The sequence below is a fragment of the Dorea sp. AM13-35 genome, assembly GCF_003473885.1.
In the GTDB taxonomy this organism is placed as follows: domain Bacteria; phylum Bacillota; class Clostridia; order Lachnospirales; family Lachnospiraceae; genus Dorea_D; species Dorea_D hominis.
The window spans coordinates 125,108-150,512 of sequence record NZ_QUCZ01000003.1 but is presented as its reverse complement, the minus strand read 5'-3'; the positions used below and the strand labels follow the sequence as shown (position 1 = coordinate 150,512).

General features: G+C 37.5%; 24 protein-coding genes and 3 pseudogenes. 23 read left to right on the top strand and 4 right to left on the bottom strand.

The window, feature by feature from the left end; all coding sequences use genetic code 11:
- The first annotated feature begins 7 nt into the window (after positions 1-7).
- The 12 genes and pseudogenes from fusA to DW152_RS04975 all read left to right on the top strand — a co-directional run bounded on the left by fusA (position 8) and on the right by DW152_RS04975 (position 10,591).
- Positions 8-2,125 (top strand): elongation factor G, encoded by a 2,118-nt coding sequence (gene fusA, locus DW152_RS05035; protein WP_118288103.1) that lies wholly within the window; start codon positions 8-10, stop codon positions 2,123-2,125.
- A gap of 137 nt (positions 2,126-2,262) precedes the next feature.
- Complete coding sequence (gene tuf / locus DW152_RS05030) at positions 2,263-3,456, top strand: elongation factor Tu (RefSeq protein ID WP_117537566.1); 1,194 nt, start codon at positions 2,263-2,265, stop codon at positions 3,454-3,456.
- A gap of 807 nt (positions 3,457-4,263) precedes the next feature.
- Positions 4,264-5,001, top strand: coding sequence for a hypothetical protein (locus tag DW152_RS05020; protein WP_243059804.1), 738 nt, complete (start codon positions 4,264-4,266; stop codon positions 4,999-5,001).
- Between the two features lie 4 nt (positions 5,002-5,005).
- Positions 5,006-5,380: a TnpV protein gene (locus DW152_RS05015; RefSeq protein ID WP_118288154.1), complete on the top strand. Its 375-nt coding sequence runs from the start codon at positions 5,006-5,008 to the stop codon at positions 5,378-5,380.
- A gap of 130 nt (positions 5,381-5,510) precedes the next feature.
- Positions 5,511-5,855, top strand: coding sequence for a DUF2116 family Zn-ribbon domain-containing protein (locus tag DW152_RS05010; protein ID WP_118288153.1), 345 nt, complete (start codon positions 5,511-5,513; stop codon positions 5,853-5,855).
- A 55-nt stretch (positions 5,856-5,910) separates the two neighbouring features.
- The gene (locus tag DW152_RS05005) at positions 5,911-6,276 is read left to right on the top strand and encodes an SdpI family protein (RefSeq protein WP_118288102.1); all 366 of its coding nucleotides are present in this window, start codon (positions 5,911-5,913) and stop codon (positions 6,274-6,276) included.
- An 85-nt stretch (positions 6,277-6,361) separates the two neighbouring features.
- Positions 6,362-7,108, top strand: coding sequence for a hypothetical protein (locus tag DW152_RS05000; protein WP_118288101.1), 747 nt, complete (start codon positions 6,362-6,364; stop codon positions 7,106-7,108).
- Positions 7,109-7,257: 149 nt separating this feature from the next.
- Positions 7,258-7,380 (top strand): annotated as a pseudogene (locus DW152_RS04995) (helix-turn-helix transcriptional regulator); the annotation flags it as partial.
- A gap of 486 nt (positions 7,381-7,866) precedes the next feature.
- A complete protein-coding gene (locus DW152_RS04990) occupies positions 7,867-8,367 on the top strand; it encodes a pyridoxamine 5'-phosphate oxidase family protein (protein ID WP_118288100.1) in 501 nt (166 codons plus the stop codon).
- A gap of 97 nt (positions 8,368-8,464) precedes the next feature.
- On the top strand, positions 8,465-9,172 hold the full coding sequence (gene pnuC / locus DW152_RS04985) for a nicotinamide riboside transporter PnuC (RefSeq protein ID WP_199484358.1): 708 nt from the start codon (positions 8,465-8,467) through the stop codon (positions 9,170-9,172).
- 50 nt (positions 9,173-9,222) lie between these two features.
- On the top strand, positions 9,223-9,879 hold the full coding sequence (locus DW152_RS04980) for a hypothetical protein (RefSeq protein WP_002303420.1): 657 nt from the start codon (positions 9,223-9,225) through the stop codon (positions 9,877-9,879).
- A 181-nt stretch (positions 9,880-10,060) separates the two neighbouring features.
- Complete coding sequence (locus tag DW152_RS04975) at positions 10,061-10,591, top strand: dihydrofolate reductase family protein (RefSeq protein WP_002303421.1); 531 nt, start codon at positions 10,061-10,063, stop codon at positions 10,589-10,591.
- A gap of 553 nt (positions 10,592-11,144) precedes the next feature.
- Here the strand turns inward: DW152_RS04975 and DW152_RS04965 are convergent.
- The 3 genes from DW152_RS04965 to DW152_RS04955 form a co-directional block, all read right to left on the bottom strand.
- Positions 11,145-12,338, bottom strand: coding sequence for a site-specific integrase (locus DW152_RS04965; RefSeq protein ID WP_009242235.1), 1,194 nt, complete (start codon positions 12,336-12,338; stop codon positions 11,145-11,147).
- A gap of 78 nt (positions 12,339-12,416) precedes the next feature.
- A complete protein-coding gene (locus DW152_RS04960; RefSeq protein WP_002341493.1) occupies positions 12,417-12,623 on the bottom strand; it encodes an excisionase in 207 nt (68 codons plus the stop codon).
- Positions 12,616-13,758 (bottom strand): XRE family transcriptional regulator, encoded by a 1,143-nt coding sequence (locus DW152_RS04955; RefSeq protein ID WP_004610987.1) that lies wholly within the window; start codon positions 13,756-13,758, stop codon positions 12,616-12,618. Before DW152_RS04955 ends, DW152_RS04960 begins: the two co-directional genes overlap by 8 nt.
- Before the next feature lie 526 nt (positions 13,759-14,284).
- Here DW152_RS04955 and DW152_RS04950 point away from each other — a divergent pair.
- From DW152_RS04950 to DW152_RS04910, 8 genes and pseudogenes are all read left to right on the top strand, one after another.
- Positions 14,285-14,905, top strand: coding sequence for a helix-turn-helix domain-containing protein (locus DW152_RS04950; protein ID WP_009242236.1), 621 nt, complete (start codon positions 14,285-14,287; stop codon positions 14,903-14,905).
- A gap of 234 nt (positions 14,906-15,139) precedes the next feature.
- A complete protein-coding gene (locus DW152_RS04945; protein ID WP_158552490.1) occupies positions 15,140-15,295 on the top strand; it encodes a hypothetical protein in 156 nt (51 codons plus the stop codon).
- A 60-nt stretch (positions 15,296-15,355) separates the two neighbouring features.
- Entirely contained in the window at positions 15,356-17,467 is a 2,112-nt protein-coding gene (locus tag DW152_RS04940; RefSeq protein WP_118288099.1) for an immunoglobulin-like domain-containing protein, read from the top strand.
- 226 nt (positions 17,468-17,693) lie between these two features.
- Positions 17,694-17,789: pseudogene (locus DW152_RS13570) on the top strand (helix-turn-helix domain-containing protein); the annotation flags it as partial.
- A 9-nt stretch (positions 17,790-17,798) separates the two neighbouring features.
- Positions 17,799-18,821 (top strand): replication initiation factor domain-containing protein, encoded by a 1,023-nt coding sequence (locus DW152_RS04935; RefSeq protein WP_279209161.1) that lies wholly within the window; start codon positions 17,799-17,801, stop codon positions 18,819-18,821.
- A 653-nt stretch (positions 18,822-19,474) separates the two neighbouring features.
- The gene (locus DW152_RS04920; protein ID WP_009273378.1) at positions 19,475-19,702 is read left to right on the top strand and encodes a hypothetical protein; all 228 of its coding nucleotides are present in this window, start codon (positions 19,475-19,477) and stop codon (positions 19,700-19,702) included.
- A 111-nt stretch (positions 19,703-19,813) separates the two neighbouring features.
- Positions 19,814-21,427 carry a recombinase family protein gene (locus DW152_RS04915; protein ID WP_117518367.1) on the top strand — a complete coding sequence of 538 codons (1,614 nt, stop codon included), beginning with the start codon at positions 19,814-19,816 and terminating at the stop codon, positions 21,425-21,427.
- Positions 21,428-21,491: 64 nt separating this feature from the next.
- Entirely contained in the window at positions 21,492-21,947 is a 456-nt protein-coding gene (locus tag DW152_RS04910) for an XRE family transcriptional regulator (protein WP_199663804.1), read from the top strand.
- 1,143 nt (positions 21,948-23,090) lie between these two features.
- Here DW152_RS04910 and DW152_RS13725 read toward each other — a convergent pair.
- A pseudogene (locus DW152_RS13725) lies at positions 23,091-23,243 on the bottom strand (DUF6783 domain-containing protein); the annotation flags it as partial.
- On the opposite strand from DW152_RS13725, the gene DW152_RS13720 reads away from it, so the two are divergent.
- Genes DW152_RS13720 through DW152_RS04895 form a run of 3 tightly spaced genes read left to right on the top strand, consistent with a single transcriptional unit; the run spans position 23,181 to position 25,292 of the window.
- Entirely contained in the window at positions 23,181-23,321 is a 141-nt protein-coding gene (locus tag DW152_RS13720) for a DUF6783 domain-containing protein (RefSeq protein WP_334294653.1), read from the top strand. The pseudogene DW152_RS13725 and the gene DW152_RS13720 sit on opposite strands and share 63 nt — an antisense overlap.
- Before the next feature lie 40 nt (positions 23,322-23,361).
- A complete protein-coding gene (locus DW152_RS04900; RefSeq protein ID WP_118288098.1) occupies positions 23,362-24,051 on the top strand; it encodes a response regulator transcription factor in 690 nt (229 codons plus the stop codon).
- On the top strand, positions 24,027-25,292 hold the full coding sequence (locus DW152_RS04895) for a sensor histidine kinase (protein WP_118288097.1): 1,266 nt from the start codon (positions 24,027-24,029) through the stop codon (positions 25,290-25,292). Before DW152_RS04900 ends, DW152_RS04895 begins: the two co-directional genes overlap by 25 nt.
- Positions 25,293-25,405: the final 113 nt, after the last annotated feature.

Below are 25,405 nucleotides of genomic sequence, written 5' to 3'. Positions count from 1 at the left end.
GGCTACAATGGCTGGAAGAGAATACCCATTAGAGAGAACCAGAAATATCGGTATCATGGCTCATATTGATGCAGGAAAGACTACACTTACAGAGCGTATTCTTTACTATACCGGTGTAAACTATAAAATTGGTGATACTCATGAAGGAACTGCTACCATGGACTGGATGGAACAGGAGCAGGAAAGAGGTATCACAATCACTTCAGCAGCTACAACTTGTCACTGGACATTGGAAGAGAATTGCAAACCGAAACCGGGCGCTTTAGAGCACCGTATCAATATCATTGATACACCGGGACACGTTGACTTTACAGTTGAGGTTGAGCGTTCACTTCGTGTACTTGACGGAGCTGTAGGTGTGTTCTGCGCAAAGGGTGGTGTTGAGCCACAGTCAGAGAACGTTTGGCGTCAGGCTGACACATATAACGTACCACGTATGGCATTCATCAATAAGATGGATATCCTTGGTGCAGATTTTTACAATGCCGTAGAGCAGATTAAGACAAGACTTGGCAAGAATGCTATCTGTCTGCAGCTGCCAATCGGTAAAGAAGATGATTTCAAGGGAATCATCGACCTGATGGAAATGAAAGCTTACATCTACAATGATGAAAAAGGTGATGACATTTCTATCGTAGATATTCCGGAAGATATGAAAGATGATGCAGAACTTTATCGTACAGAATTAGTAGAGAAGATCTGTGATCTGGATGATGATCTTATGATGGAATATCTGGAAGGAAACGAACCTTCTATCGAAGATATGAAGAAAGTTTTAAGAAAAGCTACATGTGAGTGTACAGCTGTTCCGGTATGCTGCGGATCTGCTTACAGAAACAAAGGTGTACAGAAACTGTTGGATGCTATTCTTGAATACATGCCGGCTCCGACAGACATTCCTCCAATCGAGGGTGTTGACGAAGACGGAAATGATGTTGTAAGACATTCTTCAGATGAAGAACCGTTCTCAGCACTTGCATTTAAGATTATGACAGATCCATTCGTTGGTAAACTGGCATACTTCAGAGTTTACTCTGGTACAATGAACGCAGGTTCCTATGTACTGAATGCAACAAAGAACAAAAAAGAGCGTGTGGGACGTATCCTGCAGATGCATGCTAATAAGAGAGAAGAACTTTCAAAAGTATATTCTGGAGATATTGCTGCAGCAATCGGATTTAAGTTCACTTCAACAGGTGATACAATCTGTGACGAGCAGCATCCGGTAATTCTGGAGTCCATGGAATTCCCAGAGCCGGTTATCGAGCTCGCTATCGAGCCTAAGACAAAAGCTTCTCAGGGTAAACTTGGTGAGTCTTTAGCAAAACTTGCTGAAGAAGACCCGACATTCCGTGCTCATACAGATCAGGAAACTGGTCAGACAATCATCGCCGGAATGGGTGAGCTTCACCTGGAAATCATCGTAGACAGACTTCTGCGTGAGTTTAAGGTAGAGGCTAATGTAGGTGCTCCACAGGTTGCTTACAAAGAAGCATTTACAAAAGCAGTTGACGTTGACAGCAAATATGCTAAACAGTCAGGTGGACGTGGACAGTACGGACACTGTAAAGTTAAATTTGAGCCAATGGATGTTAACGGTGAGGAGACATTCAAATTCGAATCTTCTGTAGTCGGAGGAGCTATTCCGAAAGAATACATTCCGAAGATTGGTGAAGGTATCGAAGAGGCTATGCAGTCTGGTATCCTTGGAGGATTCCCGGTTGTTGGTCTTAAGGCTAACGTATATGATGGTTCTTACCATGAAGTCGATTCAAGTGAAATGGCATTCCACATTGCCGGATCATTAGCATTCAAGGATGCTATGAAGAAGGCAGCTCCGGTACTTCTTGAGCCTATTATGAAGGTTGAAGTTACTATGCCGGAAGAGTACATGGGTGACGTTATTGGTGACATTAACTCACGTCGTGGACGTATCGAAGGAATGGATGATCTTGGCGGCGGTAAGATCGTTCGTGGATATGTTCCGTTGTCCGAGATGTTCGGATATTCTACAGATCTTCGTTCCAGAACACAGGGACGTGGTAACTACTCAATGTTCTTCGAGAAATATGAACCAGTTCCGAAGTCTGTACAGGAAAAAGTATTATCCAGCAAAAACGACTAATAATCGTTAAAAAGCTTGAAAAAAGCTTGAAAAGTGCTTGAAAAACCTACTGATATGAAATATAATCAGAGATAGCCGAGCAAACGTAAATTATAAATTTGCCTTTTATGGCACTATAATAAGGAGGATTATTCAAAATGGCTAAAGCTAAATTTGAAAGAACAAAACCGCATTGTAATATCGGTACTATCGGTCACGTTGACCACGGTAAAACAACTCTTACAGCTGCTATCACAAAGACACTTGCAGCAAGAGTACCAGGAAACACAGCAGAGAACTTTGAAGATATCGATAAAGCTCCAGAAGAGAGAGAACGTGGTATCACAATTTCTACAGCTCACGTTGAGTACCAGACAGAGAAACGTCACTATGCACACGTTGACTGCCCAGGACATGCTGACTACGTAAAGAACATGATTACAGGAGCTGCTCAGATGGATGGAGCTATCCTTGTTGTAGCTGCTACTGATGGTGTTATGGCTCAGACAAGAGAACACATCCTGCTTTCTCGTCAGGTAGGTGTTCCTTACATCGTTGTATTCATGAACAAATGTGATATGGTAGATGACGAAGAACTTCTTGAATTAGTAGAGATGGAAATTCGTGAACTGTTAGACGAGTATGAGTTCCCAGGAGATGACACACCGATCATCCAGGGATCAGCTCTTAAAGCTCTTGAAGATCCTTCAGGAGAGTGGGGAGACAAGATCATGGAACTTATGGATGCTGTTGACAACTACATTCCAGACCCACAGCGTGCAACAGACCAGCCATTCCTGATGCCTGTAGAGGATGTATTCTCTATCACAGGACGTGGAACAGTTGCTACTGGTAGAGTAGAGCGTGGTGTTCTTCATGTATCTGACGAGGTTGAAATCGTTGGTATTCACGAAGAAACAAAGAAAACTGTTGTAACAGGTGTTGAGATGTTCCGTAAGCTTCTTGATGAGGCTCAGGCTGGAGATAACATCGGAGCTCTGCTTCGTGGTATCCAGAGAACTGAAATCGAAAGAGGACAGGTTCTTGTTAAACCAGGTTCAGTAACATGCCACCACAAATTCACAGCTCAGGTTTACGTTCTGACAAAAGATGAAGGTGGACGTCATACTCCATTCTTCAACAACTATCGTCCACAGTTCTACTTCAGAACAACAGACGTTACAGGTGTTTGCGAACTTCCAGAAGGTGTTGAAATGTGCATGCCTGGTGACAACGTAGAAATGACAATCGAACTGATTCACCCAGTTGCTATGGAGCAGGGACTTCGTTTCGCTATCCGTGAAGGTGGACGTACTGTAGGATCAGGACGTGTTGCTACAATCATCGAGTAATATACGCGAAAGCAATGAATAAAGCGCCAATCAAGGCGATAAAAAAAGAGACTGCAAGCTTGCTTGCAAGTCTCTTTTTTTATCGCTTTGGAAGTGGGCATTTTACGAATGCCCGCGAACGAACGACGAAGTCGTGAGATTGGCGCATATACAATAGATTTGTTATCGCAAGATAACGTTGTGTCCAAACGTAAGAAACCCGTAGAACTTCGGTTCTACGGGTTTTTCTGTTGCTCGAAAATATGTAAAAGAGTAGTAAAAAATAACGAACAGTATAGAAAAACGGTTGCCGGGAGAGTATCCTGACAACCGTTTGTGATAACAGAATGATAACAAAATATATAATTTTCGTAAATATGATAACAGATAAAGTGGATTTATCCACAAATCAGAGATGTGACTGTGGATTAAGTCAGATCATATGTCTTGATGGAATTATCTTCAGTGCCCTTCTTAACGATGGTATGACAACCTATCGTAGTTCCCATAGCACGCAGTTTCCATTCGCCCTGGGTAGCGTTCAGCTTATTAAGTTCTTCCTGTTTTTTATCTTTATCTTCAATAGCTAATATTTCAGCTTTTTCCTTTTCATAGACATTTTTAAATTGACACCATTTCCTGAAAAAGTCCTGTCTTGGATTTCAAGGTGGAAATAAGCATGATACGGAACTGAATCAGTGGATAAATCATGAAAAAGAAGTCCTGGCAGAGATTGCAAAGCATCATGGAATTGAATGGAAACAGAAAGGTACTCATGAGGAACATCTGGACGTTTATAATTTTAAGAAAAAAGAGCGTAAAAAGGAAGTGCAGGCACTGGAACAGGAGAAAGAATATCTTACTGCTGAGAATGAAGGACTGACTGCACAGATTGCGGAAACAAGAGCTGATATCCAGCTTTTAAAAGATGGCAAGGAGCAGGCAGTTAAAGATAAAGAGGAAGCTGAGAAGCGTGCGGAAAAAGCCGAGAAAGATCTGTATAGCCTGGAAGAACGCAGAGAACGGTTACAGCCGGTAATGGATAATGTCAGCAAAGAAATAAAGGAATATGGAACAGTGAAAACTCTACTTCCAGAAGCTGGTGCATTGGAACGTGCAACAACCTACCGGGATAAGAAAATAAAACCACTGTTTACTCAGGTGAAAAATAAAATTGCTGCGATGGCTGCACAGGTTAAAGAACTTGCCGAAGAAGTAGAAAAATGGAAACACAAATATCAGAAAACAAAGCAAGCATATAACCGAATACAAAGAGAGCTAGATACAGTGCGTGAAGAAGAAGAGCAGTTATTTGATGAAAAACAACAATTGCAGGATGTTTCTGATAGATATGACCGGGTAGTGCGTGTTCTTGGAGAAAATGCTGTAGATGATGCGGTACAACAGGATATACAGGAGCAGAAGGTATTAGAAGAAAAGCGACAAATGGAGCAAATGCCAACAGGAAGTATTCACGAAAGACTTGCCTGGGGAGCCAGAAAGAGCGAGATGGAGAATCAGCAGCGTAAGAAAAATAAAATAAAAAACAGAGGAATGGAGAGATAAGATGATGAAAAAGCACATTTATGATGAAAGCAATGGATTAAGTTACACACTGCATGGAGACTATTACCTGCCAGATCTGGCAGTGAATGAGGGAGAACCGACATATGGTAAATACGGAATGTTGCGGAAACAGTTCCTGAAAGAGCATAGACCGGCACGATACCAGTATTTATTGATGACTGGGGAGCTGACGGCACATCTGAACCGAGTCGATCAGGAGACCAGAGAGCAGGTGGAAACCTTGGTAAAGCAGATTGAGGAAAAACAAGGTGTGACGGAACAACTGAAAATGCAGGATCTGATGAAATGGGTTGGATTGATAAATAATATAAAGGCATGTGCGGAGAAAATTGTGTTGAAAGAGAGCGTGTATATGTGAGCAGAAAGGGCAGTCGGAAGGCTGCTCTTTGGCAATCTAAGAATAGAGTTATGGGATAGAATATGATAAAATGTAAGAGATAAATCGGAATTTTTTGAATAAAATTTTGAAAATTATCGAGGGAGTTACTATGAAAAAATGTAGGTATTGTGGTAAAGAATTAGATAATAATTTGGAATTTTGCAGCAATGAATGTGAAAACAGCTATAGAAAGATAATTGAAAACGATAGACATAAAATTAAGTATTTTATTTTTGGTATTATTTTAGGGTTTTTAGTTATGTTTTATGGCATTGTGACAAGTCGCAATTGCATGATTGGAAGTGGAATTATAGTAATGGGTATCACTGTTGTTTTACTTCCATTTACTACTCCAGAAACAATTGCTTTATTTGGAAATAAAAAGTCGAGATTTATAGGAAGAATATTAGGAATGATACTTATAGCGGTTGGAATATGGGTAAGGTTTATTTGATGACAACTTCAGTCTTTAGAGCAAATTAATCAGAAGTTGAGAGGAGGTCTCTGTGATGTTTATATTTTTATCCGTGTGTTCACTTTTAGTACCGTTATCTATGATTATATTGGGGTATACGTGGAAAGATAGGCCTCCTAAAAATCGGCAGGGGCTTTCAGGATATCGAACTACTATGTCAAGGATGAATGATGAAACATGGAAATATGCACACAGATGTTGGGGCAGGATAAACTTTGTTTTAGGAATCATCATGGTGATACTATCGATTTTTATTTTGATCTTAACGAAAAATGATACAAACTTTGAAATGATTTCTGTTTATTTGGTGTTTTCACAACTAGGAATTATGGTGCTTACAATTATTCCGACAGAATTTATGTTGCATAAGCATTTTACAAAGCAAGGAATGAAAAAATAGCTAACTTCCGATTGGTGGAAATGAAAATTGGAAGATGTGGAGAAAAATTATAAAATATAATATATATTTTACAAGAGGTGGCTATATGGAGAAAAAATTTAGAAAAGTAGTGGTCATATTCATAGATATCCTAGGTTCACAGAGCAGAGTAAATTTTGATGAATGGTATAATGTTATGAGCGTTTTTAGCCGGATGGTAGAGCGAGAAAAAAAACTGGATAATAATCATTCATGGACTGTTTATAAAAGGGAGACACATATTTTTTCAGATTGTGCCTACATTATTTATGACTATAAAGATGATATTGAAGATAGTCGAAAAGATATGTATGAATTAATGGGAATAGCATGCTATAACACCGAAAAAGTGTTATATGAATTTTTAAAGAATGGATTTATTGCTCGTGGTGCCATTACGTATGGCGATTTATTTTATGATAATGAAAAGAATATTTGGTTTGGTCCAGCAATGAATCGTGCTTATTATCTAGAATCAAAACAAGCGATATTTCCTAGAATTATTATAGATCCTGAATACGCAGATAATTTATTTGAATTTAATGAAAACAAATATCGCAGTAATCCTGAACGAAAAATGTTTAATGGTAAAATTTTGTGCCGCGATATGGATGATTTCATATATTTAAATTATTTAAACAGTGGAAAATTAGGTATGGATCAAATGGAATATATGAATGTTATAGAAACGGCTCTTCAATTATGTGATACAGAAAGAAACAAAACAAGAGAAACAGAAGAAATGCAGAAATCTATAAAAAACAAATATGATTGGCTAGAAAAGTATTTGCTAACCCCTAATGATAGGTTATAAGCTGCAAGATAATTCCAGTTTGTATAATTGAAAAAATGAAAAACGCATAGACAACTGTGTCTATTAGTGAAAATACGACATTTCTCGCTTTGTGTCGTATTATTTGCAGATAACAGCTTCTATATTTGATGATGAAAGGAGGAGTTGAGGTGGACCAAGTAAAAATCGGGAATTTTTTAAAAAAACTTCGCAAAGAAAAAGGCATTACACAGGAGCAGTTGGCAGAAATATTAAATGTCTCTGGAAGGACCGTATCCAGATGGGAAACCGGTGTTTCCCAAACAAAAAGATATTAAGAAACAGCCCATGTTTACCTGCTTGCAAACAAAAGAATATTGCTACTAGACTAAGAGATACTACATAAGTGTGTTGGTATCTCTTTTTTGTTGCCGTGAAACAGCAGACTATTTCATTTCTGCTTGATTACCTTAAAACTTATTAGTCTATGGTTTGTCAAGGGCTTGTTGCGTGAGAAATGCTGAATATCACCCTTTACAAAACATAGGCTGATAAGTAACTTTTCAAAAGCAGAAAAGAAATGGCAATGCTTATAACAATATGATATAATGCAGATGAAGACAAAAAAGGAATTTTCTATTGTTTTTTGAGGTGTTATTTATTATAATAGATAATGTTAATATAGAATAAAAACTGCCAACGGGTAGTGAATGCGTAAAGCATTTGTTTGTACATCGTTAGGTCTTTGAAGATGTGAATTCAAATGCTTTTTCTTTTATAACATTAAAAGGAGAAGAACCATGTTTAGAGAAATGAGAAGATTTAAGCAGTTATTGCCACAAGAAACCGCTATAGAAATTTTGAACAGAAATACAAGCGGAACTTTAGCGTTAATCGGAGATAATGATTATCCATACGCCGTTCCTATAAGCTATGTTTATATAGATGGAAAACTGTATTTCCATTCTGCTAAAAGCGGACACAAAATTGATGCAATTATTAAACATGAAAAAGCATCTTTTTGCGTAATTGATCAAGATCATATTGTGCCGGAGAAATATACTACATATTTCAGAAGCGTCATTGCGTTCGGTAAAGTACATCTTGTAGAAGATATGAATGAAATGCGTCGTATTGCAACCTTGCTTTTTATGAAATATTCAGCAGATTACAAAGATGGAATTCCTAAAGAAATTGATTCTTCTATCAGAAACATGGCAATCATTGAAATGACAATTGAACACCTGACTGGTAAAGAAGCAATTGAACTGGTTAAAATGAAAAAAGTTGATAAAGAATAAGCACTGCCACCGGGTAGTAGATGCGTAAAGCATTCGACTGTACATCGTTAGGTCTTTGAAGATGTATATTCGGATGCTTATTTTTTTGGAGGTTATTATGAAAGAGTTTAAGGACTATTTTTCAAAAAGTGAAATTGTTTTGTGGAGTTCTTCTGTAATGGTTATTATAATTTCATTCTGTGTTTTTGACAGAATAAATTATATGACTTTGTGTGCATCGCTAATAGGAGTAACATCTTTGATATTTAACGCAAAGGGAAATCCGTTTGGACAATTACTTATGGTTGTATTCAGTTTGCTGTATGGGATTATTTCATATACCTTTTCGTATTATGGGGAGATGATTACATATCTTGGAATGACAATGCCGATGGCAATTTTTGCCTTAATATCATGGCTGAAGAATCCGTATAACGGAAACAAAGCGGAGGTTAAAGTTAATAGCATTGGAAAAAGAGAAAATGTCTGTATGTGGATTGTGACATTTGTTGTTACATTTCTATTCTATTTGATTTTGAAGTGTTTTAATACAGCTAACATCATCCCGAGCACTATATCGGTAACAACAAGTTTTCTTGCAGTATACCTTACCTTTAGGAGAAGTCCGTATTTTGCATTGGCATACGCTGCCAATGATATTGTTTTGATTATATTATGGATATTGGCAAGTCTGTATGATATTAGATATGTTTCGGTGGTAGTATGTTTTATTGCGTTCTTTGCTAATGATATATACGGATTTGTAAGTTGGAGAAAAATGAAAACCAGACAGCAAGAAATAACTAATGTTGTGAGCATAATGTAAATTCCAGTTTGTATGGGGCGATAAAATCAGAATTTGAGAGAGGATTGAATATGAATAAGGAATGGTCTGAACTTAATAAAACAATGCAGGCACAAATAAAAAAGAAAGATACTTATAAGAGGGGTATTGATACTTTACTTACTTTACGAAGTCAGTTAATACAAACCTTAGTATCTTTCAAAGAAGAATTATGCAGAGAAGATTTTAACTCAATCCCCTTCATAAACGCTGATGGTTATCATAGTAAGACGATTGCTTATTCTATTTGGCATATTTTCCGCATTGAAGATATAGTTGTGCATACAGTGATAAATGAAGATGAACAAGTATTTTTTGCAGGCAATTATCAAGAGCGTATCAATTCACCTATCATTACAACAGGAAATGAACTCATGAAACAGCAGATTGCAGACTTTTCAAAACAGCTTAATCTGGAAGAATTATATTTATATATTTTCGAAGTATGGGAAAGCACTGAGAAAATGCTTGAACGGTTATCTTATGATGAATTGAAAAGAAAAATACCGAAAGAAAGAAAAGGATACTTAGAATCGTTGAATGTAGTAAACGACAATGAAAAAGCAATTTGGCTGATTGATTATTGGTGTAATAAAGATATTTGTGGACTAATTCAAATGCCGTTTTCAAGACATTGGATTATGCACACAGAAGCCTGTTTGCGTATAAAGAACAAGATACATTCATAGGCAAAAATTTCAGTTTGTAGAACTAAGGAAATTGGAATTTAAGGAGGAATAAAGTATGGTTAGTGATTTTATAAGAGCAGCATTTCCATGGATTTTAATGGGTTTATTTGTAGCAATCAGTTGTTCCCTTATGAGTAAAAAAGAGAAATAAATTCCTGTTTGTATTTATAAAAGAGAAAAAATGAGAAAAGTAGTTTTATTTATTGCCATGAGCCTTGACGGATATATTGCGGACGGTAATGGTGGAGTAGCTTGGCTAAATGGTCATGGAAATGACAATGAAAACATCGACACTTATACAGAATTTACCAAAGATATAGATACTGTCTTAATGGGGTGGAATACTTCTCATCAGGTTGTTACTGAACTTTCTCCGCAAGAATGGGTATATAATAAATTTACAACTTATGTATTAACACATAAAGAGTGCAATTCTTCCCAACAAATTCATTTTACAAGTGAAAATCCTGTTTTATTATTGGAACGGCTAAAACAAGAAGCAGGAAAGGATATCTGGATTTGTGGCGGAGCAAATCTTGTTCAGCAGTTGGTAAGCAAAAATATGATTGATAAATATTACATTTCTGTTATTCCTACTCTGTTAGGAAATGGGGTTCGTCTTTTGGGCAACATAGACAGGGAAATAAAGTTAAGGCTTTGTAAAACACAGACTTATAACGGAATAACCGATTTGATTTATATGCGTAGATAACTAGAGAGAAACAGAAAAGCTGTTAAACCGACGGAGCGATCCGACCACGTTGGCGGGAAAATCCTTAAGATTTTTCCGCCATGCTTGCAAGGGGGCGGTTCGCTTCGGCGGTTCGGCGAGCTTGCGAGCCGTTCAAAGCCCCCGTTATCTAACAGGGGGGTACTATTACAAAAGACAAGAGCAAAAACAAATACAAAACTGCTGATATGCAACGATTTACAAGGTTATAAGAACTTATTTCACTTCACATCCTATTTTTTCGATCCGACAGGTCTAAAACAGCATATCAATAGCAAATAATGATAAGATACAAGGCGTATGCTTCTATGAGTATATGCCTTTTTTGATTGGAGGAATAAAGCATGAATGATATGAAATTTATTGAAAAATTATATATGTCTTTTTGACTATCTTTTTATATCTCCTTAAATGTCCGCAAAGCCTTATTTTATAGGCTCTACGGGCATTTTGCTTTTGTGGTGAACCTCACATATCTAGGTCTATCTTCTTATATTTTCGCTATCAAGCGTGGTTAAAATCGTGGTAAATACTTCTATGCGATTAGACGCTGAACCTCTGATTTTGCGGTATCTATGGACGCATGAGCGTACCAGTTCATTGTGATACTAATGTTTGAATGTCCCATGATATACTGTAAATCTTTTGGGTTCATGTTCTTGCTTGCCAGTCTTGTGCAGAATGTATGGCGTAGCGTATGCGGTGTGATATGTGGCAAGGGATTGTCCTTGTGGTGCTTGTTATATTTCTTTACCATACGGACAAATAAGGCGTTGTAATCAATCGCAACTTTGGGCTTGCCTTTATGATTGACAAATAAGAAATTGCTCTGTCCGTCTATCACAAATGGTTCTGCCTTTGGGCGTTTCTTCATAACCCGTTGAAATGCCTGTATTGTTTCTCTACTTAATGGCACTTGTCTTATTCCGCTTTTCGTCTTAGGCGTTTCAATATAATAGCCCTGTTCCTTGCTCTTTAGTAACTGGTGGTCGATAATTACAACTTCATTCTTGAAATCAATATCAGCTACTGTCAGTCCGCACAGTTCCGAGATACGAAGTCCAGTCTTTAACAGTATCAGCACATCATCATAATGCTTGTGATACACATTGTCTGTCTTGATAAATGAGAGTAAGGCTTGTTCCTGTTCCTCTGTTAATGCGACTTTCTCTTTGGTATCATTTTCTAGGACTTCACTTAACTTAAAATCAAAAGGGTTCTTCCTTACACAATCGTCTTGTATGGCGATATAGAATGACGCTTTTAACGAGCGTTTATGGTTGTTAATGGTGTTATAGGAAAAGCCTTTATCTTTCATGCGTAACGCCCATTCCTTAGCGTCAGAGGGTTTTATCGTATCAATGCTCCTAGCACCTAACTTGTCCTCTTTCAATAACCGCATGAGTTGTTCCCGTTGTTTCTGTGTACTTTTCTTCACATTTGCTCTCTGTGCGTTCTGTTTGGCATAAAGTTGGCAAAGTGTCATTTTCTTGCCTGTGCTGTCGATACCGTCCTCAATATCCCGTCTTATCTGCTGTTCCAGTTCACGAAGTGAGGGTTTTTCCCGTTTTTCCTTTGGTGTCGGGTCTGTGGGTGTCAATCTCCAAGCATACACATATTTTGTGTTTCCAAATGCGTCTACATATTTATATAAGTATTTTCCGTCTGTTCGTTGGCTCTCTCCAGTATGCAGGATACGTCCTTTACTATCCCGTCTTTTTTCTTTCATGGTGTCTGCTCCTTTCCTTGTTGGAAAGAGCCTTGATATGACTTGTGTTCATCATAACACATACAAGGCTCATTTGCATTAGATTGCGTCCAATTTGTCAATAACCTGTTCAAACTGTCGGCGTTTAATCTGTATGCGGTTGCCATTCATAATGAGCCAGCCAGCGTCCTTGTTTTCCTCTGCCAAGCGTCTTAACTTGTTTTCTCCGATACGGAAATACTTTGACGCTTCTTCAATGGTAAGGGTATATTTTTCCCATACGGGAATATCCTGTGCATTACTCATAAAACACCCCCTCACTTTCGATTACATCTGCTATATCCGTACACATCTGTTCTACAAGCATTTCCTGTTTTTCGGAAAGGTGGGTACATTCATCAATCATTTTCATGTAGTTTGAGCCTGTCAGCCTGTCGATTTCCTCTATCATCACGATTGACGGCATGACCTGTCTTTCCAGCCATTGCAGAGTGCGTTCCATATTGACAGGTACGGGGTTCATTTCAAAAGGTAAACTGTCATGGGAAATGAATATCTCCCACAGCGGATAATCGGGAAATTGCACAAAATCAGTAATAAGGTAAAACACCAACCCATGAGGGTTATATGTCAATAACAATTCCTCAACTGCCTGTACTGCCTTTTTATCACGCAGACGAATTTCAAAACGGTTGATAATATCCGTATGTTTCTTTTTGGTTGCCTGTTCCTTTTGTTTTTCATACAGGCAGAAATATTTTGTGCTTGCCTTTGAGCCGATATAAAGGGTACTTGCTAAATTACGGTTTTTTCCGCTTAGTTTTCCACCTTGTACATTTTCATAGTTTTTACAGCGACAATCCGCACCGCCATTTTTGTATTTTTCAGACAAAACGGGAATATCCAGCAGACCGCACATATCATTGATTGCCAAGTCAAAACGTCGGATAACACCGCCACAGTCAAGACAGCGGTTTAAAAATGAATACCAATCCCTGTTCTGTGCCTGTAAGACATATTCCATGTTGCGTGAGCCTGCCCCTTTTAATTCTAAAAATACACCCATGTGTTCATCATCAGAAGCCATGACCTTGATTTCCCCGTAGGCATAATGCTCCTTATAGCCATAATACCCATAGTCATAATGGATAAAATAGTCCGCTTTCATGCCAAGCACCTTTCGGATAACTTCTAATGCGTCAGTCGTTGGAAAACGGACAGACAGATAATCAACGAGCAGATAAAAAGGCTTGTCACAGACATAGTAATTCAGACAACGCAGGATAATGTTCTGTGTTTCTTTACTTGCGTTGGCTTTTCCGTTCTCAAAGCGGTTGATACTATATCTTGATACATGGGTAAGACTTGCAAGTTCTCCTTGTGAAAGACCGCTTGCAAGACGTTTGTTCTTCATTTCAAGTGCAAATTCTAAATTGTTCATTGTATTCCTCCAATCCCACAACAGCCTTGAAATACCTGTAAACCACTATTCAAAAGAATGTGAAATTACTATCTTCTTAAAACTTCTCATTACTACTCACAGGTTTGGGGTTGTATGGTTTTTGACTTGTCTTTTGTGAAATAGTGCCCCCCTGTTAGATAACGGGGGCACAGTCAAGGCTCGCAGGCTCGCCAGCCGACAAAGCATTTCTTCCCCTTGACACAAGGTGTCATGGCGGTAAGCCTGAGAGGCTTCCGCCACCGTGTCAGAAATACTTTGTCAGCAAGTCCTGTTTTGCCTTTTCTAACAAGTTCCATTTCAACCAATATTCATATCTACGGGTTTAATCAGATGGGTATTTCTTTTTGAATGTTTTTGTATTTCATTCTATTGTGCTTATTCACTCACAATAGCATAGTAATTCTTATATGCTTATTTGTCAATATCTTTTTTTGTCTTTACAAATCATATTAAGCATGATAGACTTATAACAGTGAAGATATAACGAGATATGGAGGGTTGTGCAATGAAAATAAGCCATTTAGGAAATAATATACAGACCATAAGAAAATTTAGGGGAATGAAACAACAGGAACTTGCGGACAAAATCGGTATCAATATGCAGAGCCTTTCCAAGATTGAAAGAGGGTTGAACTATCCTGCTTATGAAACGCTGGAAAAGATAATGGAAGTGCTGGACGTAACGCCGAATGAATTATTATCGGGAGAATGGAAGTATGTCAATCAGTCTGAAAAAGAAGTCTGTCAGTTTTTAAGAACAGAAGAACGTCTAAATGCAGAACTGAAACACGGACACTATGATAACTTCTTTGACAGCGAGGAAGAATGGCTGGAATATGAGTTGGAAAAGTTACGGGAATACATTACAGACTATATCAACGGGAAAAGCATTGAAGCGTCCGACCTTTACCCAATCAAAGAATTTATCCAGCATTTGAAGTTTCAAAAATTACTAGACCGCTATGATGATTTATACAGTATGGATATGTTTGGGGAAAGCATAGAGGGACATAAATATAGGACACCTTATCAAGTCGTGAAAATGATAAATCCGAACTCAAAAGAGGATATGGAACTGTTACGGGAAGTATTAAGGAATAACCATTTTGATGATGAGGACGAGTAATCTTTTTCCTCTTGCGAGAAGATACAGCAAACAAAAAGCCCGATCAAGAGTGCAAAGCACCACCAATGGTGGCAAGCTCTTGACAGGGCTTTTTCTTTTCTGTTGTGGGTACTCAAGAGGAAAAAAGGAAAAGTGTGATGTCTCAATTTTTTTATCTTGCACGCATAAAAAGATTGAAAGAGGTGTTTGTTTCCAGTATAATGTTTTTTGTATAGAAGCAAGGATTGAATTTTTTTGAAAGAAAGGGTTGACAGTCATGTTCACACATTGTTACGCTTGCGACAGACAGACAGACAGACAGACAGACAGACAGACAGACAGACAAGTAAATTCTGCCCTTTTTTCAATTCTATCAATAATAAACAGAACGCACAGATTATCCAGTTATAAGGGGGAGTTTGTGCGTTTTTCTATGCAAAGAATTTATGAAAAATAAGGAGTGAACAAACTATGAAGAAAAAACAAGTCCTTGCAGTAAGTTCCGCATTGATGATTGGAACAACAACTGCACTTACAGGGCTTCCTACTCCTGTCATGGCACAGGAAAACACAGAAGTTGTGCAGGAAGCCGTTGTAGAAGAAAACAAGACAGAGCAAGTTCCTGTGGAACAGAAAACAGAAAACGCAGAAGTACAAGAGAATATAACAGACAAGGAACAGGAAGAAACTGCTGAAAATGCAGAAACTTTAAAAGAAGAAAGTGCAAAACAGGAAACACCTGCAACACCAGAAAAAGAAGTGGTTACCGAAGATAAGACCGTTGAAGCAAGCAAAAATACAGAAGTAAAAGCTGGAAGCATTGCTATTGATGAAACACATTTTCCAGACAAAGTATTTAGAGAACAAATCATTGCAGAATTTGATAAAGACGGCGATAGTGTGTTATCTGTTGATGAAATATCAAAAGCCCAATTCTTAAACTTACATGGTATGAAAACGATATCTTCATTAGAGGGTATTCAATATCTAACAAATTTGCAGTCTTTAGATGTTTCTACGACTTCTGTTTCAGACTTAAGTCCGGTTAAAAACTCATCTTTAAAAAGATTAGATTGTCGTTCTTCAAAAGTAGGAAGCGTTGATTTAACACGTTATCCGAATTTGGAAGCTTTCCTTTGCGATAATACATCAATTAACAGTCTTGATGTATCTAAGAATGAAAAATTGAATACGTTATTTGCAGATAGTACCTCTATTTCCAATTTAGATGTAACAAACAATCCTAACTTAGAACAACTATCTTGTAGCAATACAGGATTAATGGAACTTGATGTCACACATAATCCGCAATTAGTCACTTTAGATATAGGAGATACAAAAGTAAAAACACTTGATATAAGTAAGAACCCTAATTTGAAACAACTATCATGTTATATGACAAATATAGCTGAATTAGATGTAACAAAAAACACAAAACTGACACGCCTTTTTTGTCATGATACAACTATTAAAAAATTAGATTTAAGCAATAATTTAGAACTTGAAATGCTACGTTGCGGTGAAATTTTTGAACAAGGGATAAGAGGTCTTGATATAAGTAAAAACACAAAAATTAAAAAATTAATTTGCGATGATTTATACTGGTTAAATGTCGGAGAGAATAAAGTTCTTGAAAATAATCATGCTTTTGTAGGCAACGGTTATATTGATATTAAAGGGAATAAAATCGACTTAAAAAAAGATGTTGAACAAGGAATAGATATTTCAAAAGTAAAAGTTACTGCAAATGGAACTTTAGATAAAGATACAGGAATTATAACGGTAGATGATGTAAAAAAACCAGTTACTTATGAGTATGATTGCGGTACTTATAAAGACGGAAACGTTGTTTTAAAAGTAGAATTATCGTTAAACTCACAAGGAGAAGATAATACAGCACCAACTATTTCTGCAAATGATGTTACATTGAATGTAGGCGATACTTTCGACCCATTGGCAAATGTAACAGCAACAGATAAAGAGGACGGAACTATCACTTTGACAAAAGATAATATTGTTGCAAATGATGTAGATACTTCTAAGGCTGGTACTTACCATGTGACTTATAAAGTAACAGATAAAAACGGAGCTTCTGCTAAAAAAACGATTACTGTAACTGTGAAACAAAATACAGGCGACCTTAACTCTGCTCCAATCATTTCAGCAAATGATGTTACATTGAATGTAGGCGATACGTTCGATCCATTGGCAAATGTGACAGCAACAGATAAAGAGGACGGAACGATTATTTTAACAAAAGATAACATTATTGCAAATGATGTAGATACTTCTAAGGCTGGCACTTATCATGTAACTTTCCGTGTAGTAGATAAAAATGGTGCAATTACTGAAAAAACAATTACAGTTACCGTAAAAGAAAAAGCAACAAATAAACCTGTAAGTCCACAACAGCCACAGAAACCGAGCAAGCCAACTACTCCAACAAAGCCTAGCGGACAAAAGAACCCTGTAAAAACAGGTGATATGACAAACGTAGGATTGTTTACTTCTATGTTTGCTGGTTCAACCGGTGTATTAGCTGTTTTATTCGGTAAAAAACGTAAAAGAAATAAGAACAATTAACAAAATGTATAATAACAATCAATAGCGACTAATGATTTTCATGTAAAAGGACACCAAACTATACGGTGTCCTTTTCAAATTCTTACGTCATATCAAGGCTCATTCAATCGTGGTAAATTCGTGGTAAAATGAGTGCTTTCCTATATTTCAAAATGCTTGAAAGTATAGTGTTTATGCGGATAATCAAAAATCAGATATAAAATTTATGTAGACATTAAAGCAAAAGAGAAAAGACTGTGATTATTCGCAATCACGACTGGCACAGGAATTGCAAATCAGCAGGCAGAACTTAAATGAAATTGAAAACGGAAAAACAAAAGCCAGTAAAGAAATGAAACATATACTTCTACATTATCTTGATTATTGTAATTGTACTCAGCCTTTCACTTTAACGATTGACTACCTGCGTGTTCGTTTTCTCACCACAGACGCATTGGAAATTATAAAAAATGTACTGGCAATGAAGAGCGAATATTTTATCCATGAAGATTACGGAATGTATGGCTATGAAGAACAGTATGTCTATGGGGATATTAGTGTAAATGCTTCTAAAGATAGTTCTATGGGTGTTTTATTGGAATTAAGAGGTATGGGGTGTCGGAACTTGGAATATGTTTTACAGGCAAGAGGGATAGACTGGTATTACTTTTTAAGATGTTGTATAGATTATCAAGGTGTTTTTAAACGCATAGATTTAGCGGTCAATGATATGGGCGGACTGCTGGATATAGAAATTCTAAGGGAACGCTATTATGCCAACAAGGTATGGAAACGTTCAAGAACCCATGAAGCAGTAGACAGCGGGAAATTATCGGGTACACATGGAGATACTGCAAAAACCTTTTATATCGGTTCAAAGAATAGTTCCATCTACTTTTGCCTGTATGAAAAAGAAAAGGAACAAAAAAGCAAAGGTATAAAAACAAACATTAAGAACCGCTTTGAAATTCGTTTAAAAAATGGAAAAGCAGAACAAACGATAGAACAACTTGTTTTTACAAGAAATCCCGAACAGACCATAGCAAGCCTTATCCTCACACAGATAGATTTTCCCGATTATATTTTATGGGATATATTTTTAGATAATGTAACGACCTCACTTCCGTTTATTATGACGCCTGTTGCTGTCAATATGGAGAAAACAAAACGCTGGTTAGAAAGACAGGTCATGCCCTCTTTATTGATGATAAAAGAGATTGAAAAGAAAACAGGAGCAAATTATCTGGAAGAAATCGACAGACATACAAGACTAACAGAAAAGCAGGAATTAAAAATTAAACAAATGACAACAGACATAGCAGATATGATTGAGAAAGATACCGCTGTTCCACAAGGGAATGACGGTATTTTTTAATTTCTTCAAAAAATCTGCAACAAAACGGTTACTTGCGTACAGATATGGTGCAAGGAAAGGAAATCTGACTTTTTTTGAAAACAGGTCATTAAATCGGTGGTTGCTGTCCCTATATGATGTGAAAGAAGAAACGATTTTCAATTTCAACTTAACAATCCGTAGTTTCCATTCCCTATATGGAGCAAAGAAAATCTTTCATTCCATAGTTGGTAGTAATAGTGTTGCATGGGTAGTTAGGGTGTGAAAAGAAAATCAGATTTTTTCATCACCAACTTAGCAGAATGACACTTTCTTTCCCTATATGGTGCAGGAAAAGAGAAAAGTTTTGAAGATTGGTTACGCTTCTGCTCTTTTCCAACGCGGTATATAGGAAAGACGATTTTCTTCTTTCATGTTCTTTGACAACTGAATAAAGCAGTTCAATACGTTTGACAGACAGCGAGCCGTTGAAACAGATACGCCATGACCTTTCCCCTGCAAAAGCGAGCGACAACTTATTTGTGTTCCTGTAAAAGATTTGTTCTCTTTTATCGCCATGACCTGTCCTGTCTGATAATGATACTCCCGTACAGCCACAGCTTGAGCGTTCAGAGCGTCGCACGCAATGGGTACGGCTACATAAGAACTATGCAGAGGTGGAACTCCTGTGGGCTATGACAAAAGCCGTTGAATTGCTTAGAAAAGATTTTTACAGAAAGGGGGTATGTGTTATTGCTGATATTGTAAAAACAAGGCAGGAAAAGACAAATAATAAGCGTGGCATTGGCAACAGAGGAAAAACAAAGATTGTTATAAAAGAGCATTTTTCCGAAAAGGGAAAGACAATGGGAGAACTTCTGACAGATGTTATGCTGGAAAAAGCAAAGCAGACAATCGCATAAAATCGGTGCAGTTGTAAGAAATAGATTGAATGACAAAAAGTACCCGTGTTATACTTTACTTGCAAGCAGGTATTGTAAACACGGGTTAGTTATAAAGGAGGATAACTGACAATGAAACAACAGATTTACAATACTGCACTTTATCTTAGGTTAAGCCGAGATGATGAATTACAGGGCGAAAGTTCCAGCATTACCACACAAAGAAGTATGTTGCGTCTATATGCAAAAGAACATCATTTGAATGTGATTGATGAATATATTGATGACGGCTGGTCGGGAACAAATTTTGAAAGACCGAGTTTCCAGAGAATGATTGAAGATATAGAGGCAGGAAAAATCAACTGTGTTGTAACGAAAGACCTTTCCCGACTTGGCAGAAATTATATTATGACAGGACAATATACAGAATTGTATTTTCCCAGCCATAATGTCCGTTACATAGCGATTGACGACGGTGTAGACAGCGAAAAAGGCGAAAGTGAGATTGCACCATTTAAGAATATCATCAATGAATGGGTGGCAAGAGATACAAGCCGTAAAGTGAAATCTGCATTTAAGACAAAATTTGCAGAGGGTGCGTATTATGGGGCTTATGCTCCGTTAGGATATAAGAAACACCCCGACATCAAAGGAAAACTGCTGGTTGATGAGGAAACAAAATGGATTGTTGAAAAAATCTTCTCCCTAGCCTATCAAGGTTACGGTAGTGCCAAAATCACAAAGGTACTGCGAGAAGAAAAAGTTCCGACAGCGTCTTGGCTGAATTTTACAAGGTATGGTACTTTTGCACATATCTTTGAGGGAAAGCCCGACAGCAAGCGTTATGAATGGACGATTGCTCATGTTAAGGCAATTTTAAAAAGTGAAGTCTATATCGGCAACAGCGTTCATAATCGACAGTCAACTATTTCTTTCAAAAGCAAGAAGAAAGTACGAAAACCCGAAAGTGAATGGTTTCGAGTAGAAAACACGCATGAGCCGATTATTGACAAAGAAGTATTCTATCGTGTGCAGGAACAGATAAAATCAAGGCGTAGACAGACAAAGGAAAAAGCAACGCCGATATTTGCAGGGCTTGTCAAGTGTGCGGATTGTGGCTGGTCTATGCGGTTTGCGACAAATAAGGCAAATAAAACGCCTTACAGTTATTATGCTTGCAGTTACTACGGACAGTTTGGAAAAGGTACTTGTTCTATGCACTATATCCGTTATGATGTGTTGTATCAAGCAGTATTGGAACGATTGCAATATTGGACTAAGGCAGTACAGCAGGACGAAGAAAAGGTGGTGAATAAGATACAAAAGGCTGGCAATGCAGAGCGAATACGGGCAAAGAAGAAAAAGGCAAGTGCTTTGAAGAAAGCCGAGAACCGACAAAATGAGATTGACCGCTTGTTTGCGAAAATGTATGAAGATAGAGCCTGTGAGAAGATAACGGAACGAAACTTCATCATGCTGTCGGGGAAATATCAAAAGGAGCAGATAGAACTGGAACAGCAGATAACCAACCTAAGAGAAGAATTAAGTAAAATGGAACAGGATATGATAGGTGCTGAAAAGTGGATTGAGTTAATCAAGGAGTATTCCGTACCAAAGGAACTGACAGCACCGTTATTAAATGCAATGATAGAAAAAATCCTTATTCACGAAGCAACAACGAATGAGGACAATGAAAGAATACAGGAAATAGAGATATACTACCGATTTATTGGAAAAGTAGACTGATAAATAGGGTTCATATCTTTAACTAAGGGAAACTGGAAACAATATGCCGGATATCAGTATTCTTGTGGATATTGCAGATTATTATGATATCAGCATTCCTGAGATTATCAGTGGAGAAAGGAAAAGCGAGATGATGAACGAAGAAGAAAGAAAAATTGCTAAAACAATGTCAGATTATGCAACTACAGAGAAAGAAAAGATTTTTAAGGAAATGAAGCTCCAAAGTGTTATGGGAGTTTGTGCATTGGTTCTATACTGGATTCTGCATGAAACAGGTGCATATATGTATAATGATGTGTTAGGAAAGCTTGCCGGCTATTGTGAGACCTTGGTATCTGTGTCAGTCATAATGATGGCAGCATTTACGACAGGATCTTTAAGCAAGGTGCGGAGCAAGAGTAGGAAAGTTTTTGTGTTCGAAAATTTTCCAAAACCTATGCAATTAGTTGTAACTGCAGTTGTTGCTTTTAGTGGAGCTGCTGTGATCAAGCTGGTACTGGTGTATTTTTTCGGCTTATAAGTATTTTCAAATTCGTATTACATACTATGGAAAAAGAACTTTTTGACATTTCCACAGATGCGTGCTAATATGATTATAGAAAAAGAGTGCTACCGATAGACGGTTAGTCCGTTTTACTATTTAGAATATCTATCAAAGATAACCGCTTAGTTTACCAGACCAGGGCGGTTATTTTTGTGGTTTATGATTATCTTTGCCTAATGTATATCCGATACCAAAGCAGGTTAAGCCGAAGCTCACTACTGCTATGAAGTCAATAATACTCATTGGCTTAGCCCTCCTTTCCACTGGATTCCTTTACAGGTTTCTATGTAATCAGAGGGTCACAGTCCCTCTGGAGAAGGACTAACCGCCTACCGTTATGGTAGCACCCATGTTTCGATTATAACAGTTAAAAATTACCGGTGCAATATAAAGTTGGTAGAGAAGTATCTAGTATCTACAGAAGAGAATCGGTTTGAGTATTCTCCGGTGCCAAAACGGTGCCAAGAAATCAGGCAAATCAAAATAGGTGGTGCAATTCAGCCGTTTTTCACTGTATTTTGGAGAGTGTCCTGACAACCGTTTGTGATAACAGAATGATAACAAAATATGAAAAGTAACAATTTTTAAAACTATGTTATACTATGAATATAACATAGTTAGTAACAGGATTTGGTTCGATTCCAAACACCATCAAACCAATATTGGGAGCATTGTCGAATTGCCTAGTTTCTGGATTGATTTATGATGCAGTCAAACATATTTGCAAGAAAGGACTTGATTCGATGAGAAAAGAATATATATTAATATTTGGTCTGGGAGTATGCGATGGTGAAGTGTAATGGTTGCACGGTTTAACATACTAAGCAGACTCCCACCCAGACCACTAAAAACTCAGAGCTCATAAAGGCTCTTTTTCTTTTGCAAAAATTATGTCAGATCATATGTCTTGATGGAATTACCTTCAGTGCCCTTCCTAACGATGGTATGACAACCTATTGTAGTTCCCGTAGCACGCAGTTTCCATTCTTCCTGGGTAGCGTTCAGCTTATCTAGCTGACAGTGAGAACAATGATTCAGATGCCGAAAAAGATATATTATAAGGTGTTTCTGATAGGTATGATCGTTCATTTACACTTTTGTATATATTGGAATAGCACTTTAGAAAACACTATGGTAAAATAAAGTGATGAAAATCGGAATTGACAGAGGTAATGACCTAGAGCGTGTCTGAAAAATCATTTCCGCAATCTGCAAGCCCCACTTTGCGGTATATTTTACCCTCATTCGGTTGCCGTAGCCCGCTACGCCGCCCTTATTCGGATAAAATCTCCCACAAACTGGGACTCGCAGCTCACGAAAAGCCTTTTTCAGACACGCTCTAGGTCTTAACGAAGAGGAGAAATAGTTAACAAAGAGAGGTGCATATGCTATGCCAGGGATACTCGTGGTTGAAGATGATGAAAATTTAAATCGTGGAATTACATTCTCACTGAAAAAATCCGGATATGAGGTTTTTTCAGCAGAATCAGTGAAAAAAGCGAAAAGAATTGCAAGTGATAATAATGTGGATGTTATCATTTGTGATGTGAATCTTCCGGATGGGAATGGACTGGAATTTGTAAGGTGGATGAGATGCAATTATAATACATACATTATTTGCCTTACAGCACTAGACCAGGAGATGGATCAGGTTATGGGATATGAAGCAGGGGCAGATGATTATATTACAAAGCCGTTTAGTCTTTCGGTACTTCTTTTGAAAATAGAAGCATATTTCCGTCGCAGACAGGAGAAAACGGAAGCTAGAAAGATGATTTCGGGAGATATCGTATTTATCGCAGGAGAAATGAAAGTCCTGATAAAGAGTCGTGAAATCAGTCTGACAAAAACGGAGTTGAAAATGCTGACTTTTTTTCTTCAGAATCCGAAAAAGATTCTTTCAAAAACACAAATATTGGAAAATGTGTTTGATCTGGAAGGGGATTTTGTGGATGAAAATACAATCGCTGTTAATATCAGAAGACTCCGTGAGAAAATTGAAGACAATCCGGCTGCACCGGTCTATATAAAGAATATCAGAGGTCTTGGGTATATATGGAATCAGGAGGTAAGGCAGTGATAAAGAGATATTGCAAGAAGATCACAGTAGCGCTCTCCTTGGTTTTGCCTGTCATATTATTGTTTGCAATATTAAATTGCTTTACCACGTATGTGTTTTATGAAGATTATAAATATAAAATGAATCTTATGACAGAGATTGCTGCAAAGGAAGAATTTTCCGGGCTGGATGCTGTTTCGGAATTGCTTAAGGATAAGGATATTGAAACTAACGAACAGGGAAGGCGATTATTGGAGCAATATGGATACTGGGGGAATAAAGGGAATGCATTTTATTCACAATTCCGGCATCAGGTTATGGTGACCGGTGCTGTAAGTACTGTGATATGCGTGCTTCTTTTGACTTTTTTACTTTATTGGAAGAAAAAAGAAGATGCGTGTCATCAGAAAATTTTAGACCAGTTGGAAGAAATTCTGATCAGATTCCGTGAAAATAAATTTGATGCTTTACTGAAAACGGAAAATCCAGCAGAACTGGAAAAATTGAATGACCAGCTTGAAGCAATCGGACATCATATTCAGTTGCTAAAGGAAGAAGCACGGGAAGAAAAAGAGAGCACGAAAGAAATGGTTTCTGATATCTCTCACCAGTTAAAGACACCGGTTGCAGCTTTGGATACATGTTTTAGTGTGCTGATGCAGAATGACTTAAGTGCCACAGAACAGGAGGAGTTTCGTATCCGTTGTCGGAGTGCTCTGGATGGACTGGAGACATTATTGCAGTCGCTTCTTGATATATCCAAGATGGAAACTGGACTGATTCAGATTAATAAGAAAAAACTTCCGCTTATGGATACTGTCATATCTGCTGTGAACTGTACTTATCCAAAAGCGGATGAGAAAGAAATTGAATTCGTTTTTGACTATGCAAAAGAGCTGGAAACATGCACGATTATGCAGGATAAAAGGTGGCTTGGTGAAGCTGTGATCAACGTTCTGGATAATGCGGTCAAGTACAGTCCGTGTGGTTCAAAAATATTTATCCGGTTACAAAAAAGAAACGATCTTGTAAGAATGGAAATTGAGGATCAGGGAATTGGTATTCCGCAGAATGAGTATCACAAAATTTTTCAACGATTTTACAGAGGAAGTTCCAGGAAGGTCATGGAAAAGAGTGGTACAGGAATCGGACTTTTTCTATCGAGAGAAATTATCGAAAAACACGGAGGTACAATCATGGTAACCTCCGGCAAAAAGAAAAAAGGAAGCACGTTTGTGATTCAATTACCATATGTTGGTTAAATTTTAAGTGGGCAGAAATCTTACAATTCTGTAAGACTTCTGCTCGTTTTTTGAAAGTGAAATGAAAGATTATCCTGATACAATTTGGATGTAGGTTGAAAAATGACCAATTA

Coding starts and splice junctions, on each gene's coding strand:
- fusA (WP_118288103.1), top strand. CDS start 8: ATGGCTGGAAGAGAATACCCATTAGAGAGAACCAGAAATATCGGTATC.
- tuf (WP_117537566.1), top strand. CDS start 2,263: ATGGCTAAAGCTAAATTTGAAAGAACAAAACCGCATTGTAATATCGGT.
- DW152_RS05015 (WP_118288154.1), top strand. CDS start 5,006: ATGAAAAAGCACATTTATGATGAAAGCAATGGATTAAGTTACACACTG.
- DW152_RS05010 (WP_118288153.1), top strand. CDS start 5,511: ATGAAAAAATGTAGGTATTGTGGTAAAGAATTAGATAATAATTTGGAA.
- DW152_RS05005 (WP_118288102.1), top strand. CDS start 5,911: ATGTTTATATTTTTATCCGTGTGTTCACTTTTAGTACCGTTATCTATG.
- DW152_RS05000 (WP_118288101.1), top strand. CDS start 6,362: ATGGAGAAAAAATTTAGAAAAGTAGTGGTCATATTCATAGATATCCTA.
- DW152_RS04990 (WP_118288100.1), top strand. CDS start 7,867: ATGTTTAGAGAAATGAGAAGATTTAAGCAGTTATTGCCACAAGAAACC.
- pnuC (WP_199484358.1), top strand. CDS start 8,465: ATGAAAGAGTTTAAGGACTATTTTTCAAAAAGTGAAATTGTTTTGTGG.
- DW152_RS04980 (WP_002303420.1), top strand. CDS start 9,223: ATGAATAAGGAATGGTCTGAACTTAATAAAACAATGCAGGCACAAATA.
- DW152_RS04975 (WP_002303421.1), top strand. CDS start 10,061: ATGAGAAAAGTAGTTTTATTTATTGCCATGAGCCTTGACGGATATATT.
- DW152_RS04965 (WP_009242235.1), bottom strand. CDS start 12,338: ATGAAAGAAAAAAGACGGGATAGTAAAGGACGTATCCTGCATACTGGA.
- DW152_RS04960 (WP_002341493.1), bottom strand. CDS start 12,623: ATGAGTAATGCACAGGATATTCCCGTATGGGAAAAATATACCCTTACC.
- DW152_RS04955 (WP_004610987.1), bottom strand. CDS start 13,758: ATGAACAATTTAGAATTTGCACTTGAAATGAAGAACAAACGTCTTGCA.
- DW152_RS04950 (WP_009242236.1), top strand. CDS start 14,285: ATGAAAATAAGCCATTTAGGAAATAATATACAGACCATAAGAAAATTT.
- DW152_RS04940 (WP_118288099.1), top strand. CDS start 15,356: ATGAAGAAAAAACAAGTCCTTGCAGTAAGTTCCGCATTGATGATTGGA.
- DW152_RS04935 (WP_279209161.1), top strand. CDS start 17,799: ATGAAACATATACTTCTACATTATCTTGATTATTGTAATTGTACTCAG.
- DW152_RS04920 (WP_009273378.1), top strand. CDS start 19,475: ATGACAAAAGCCGTTGAATTGCTTAGAAAAGATTTTTACAGAAAGGGG.
- DW152_RS04915 (WP_117518367.1), top strand. CDS start 19,814: ATGAAACAACAGATTTACAATACTGCACTTTATCTTAGGTTAAGCCGA.
- DW152_RS04900 (WP_118288098.1), top strand. CDS start 23,362: ATGCCAGGGATACTCGTGGTTGAAGATGATGAAAATTTAAATCGTGGA.
- DW152_RS04895 (WP_118288097.1), top strand. CDS start 24,027: ATGGAATCAGGAGGTAAGGCAGTGATAAAGAGATATTGCAAGAAGATC.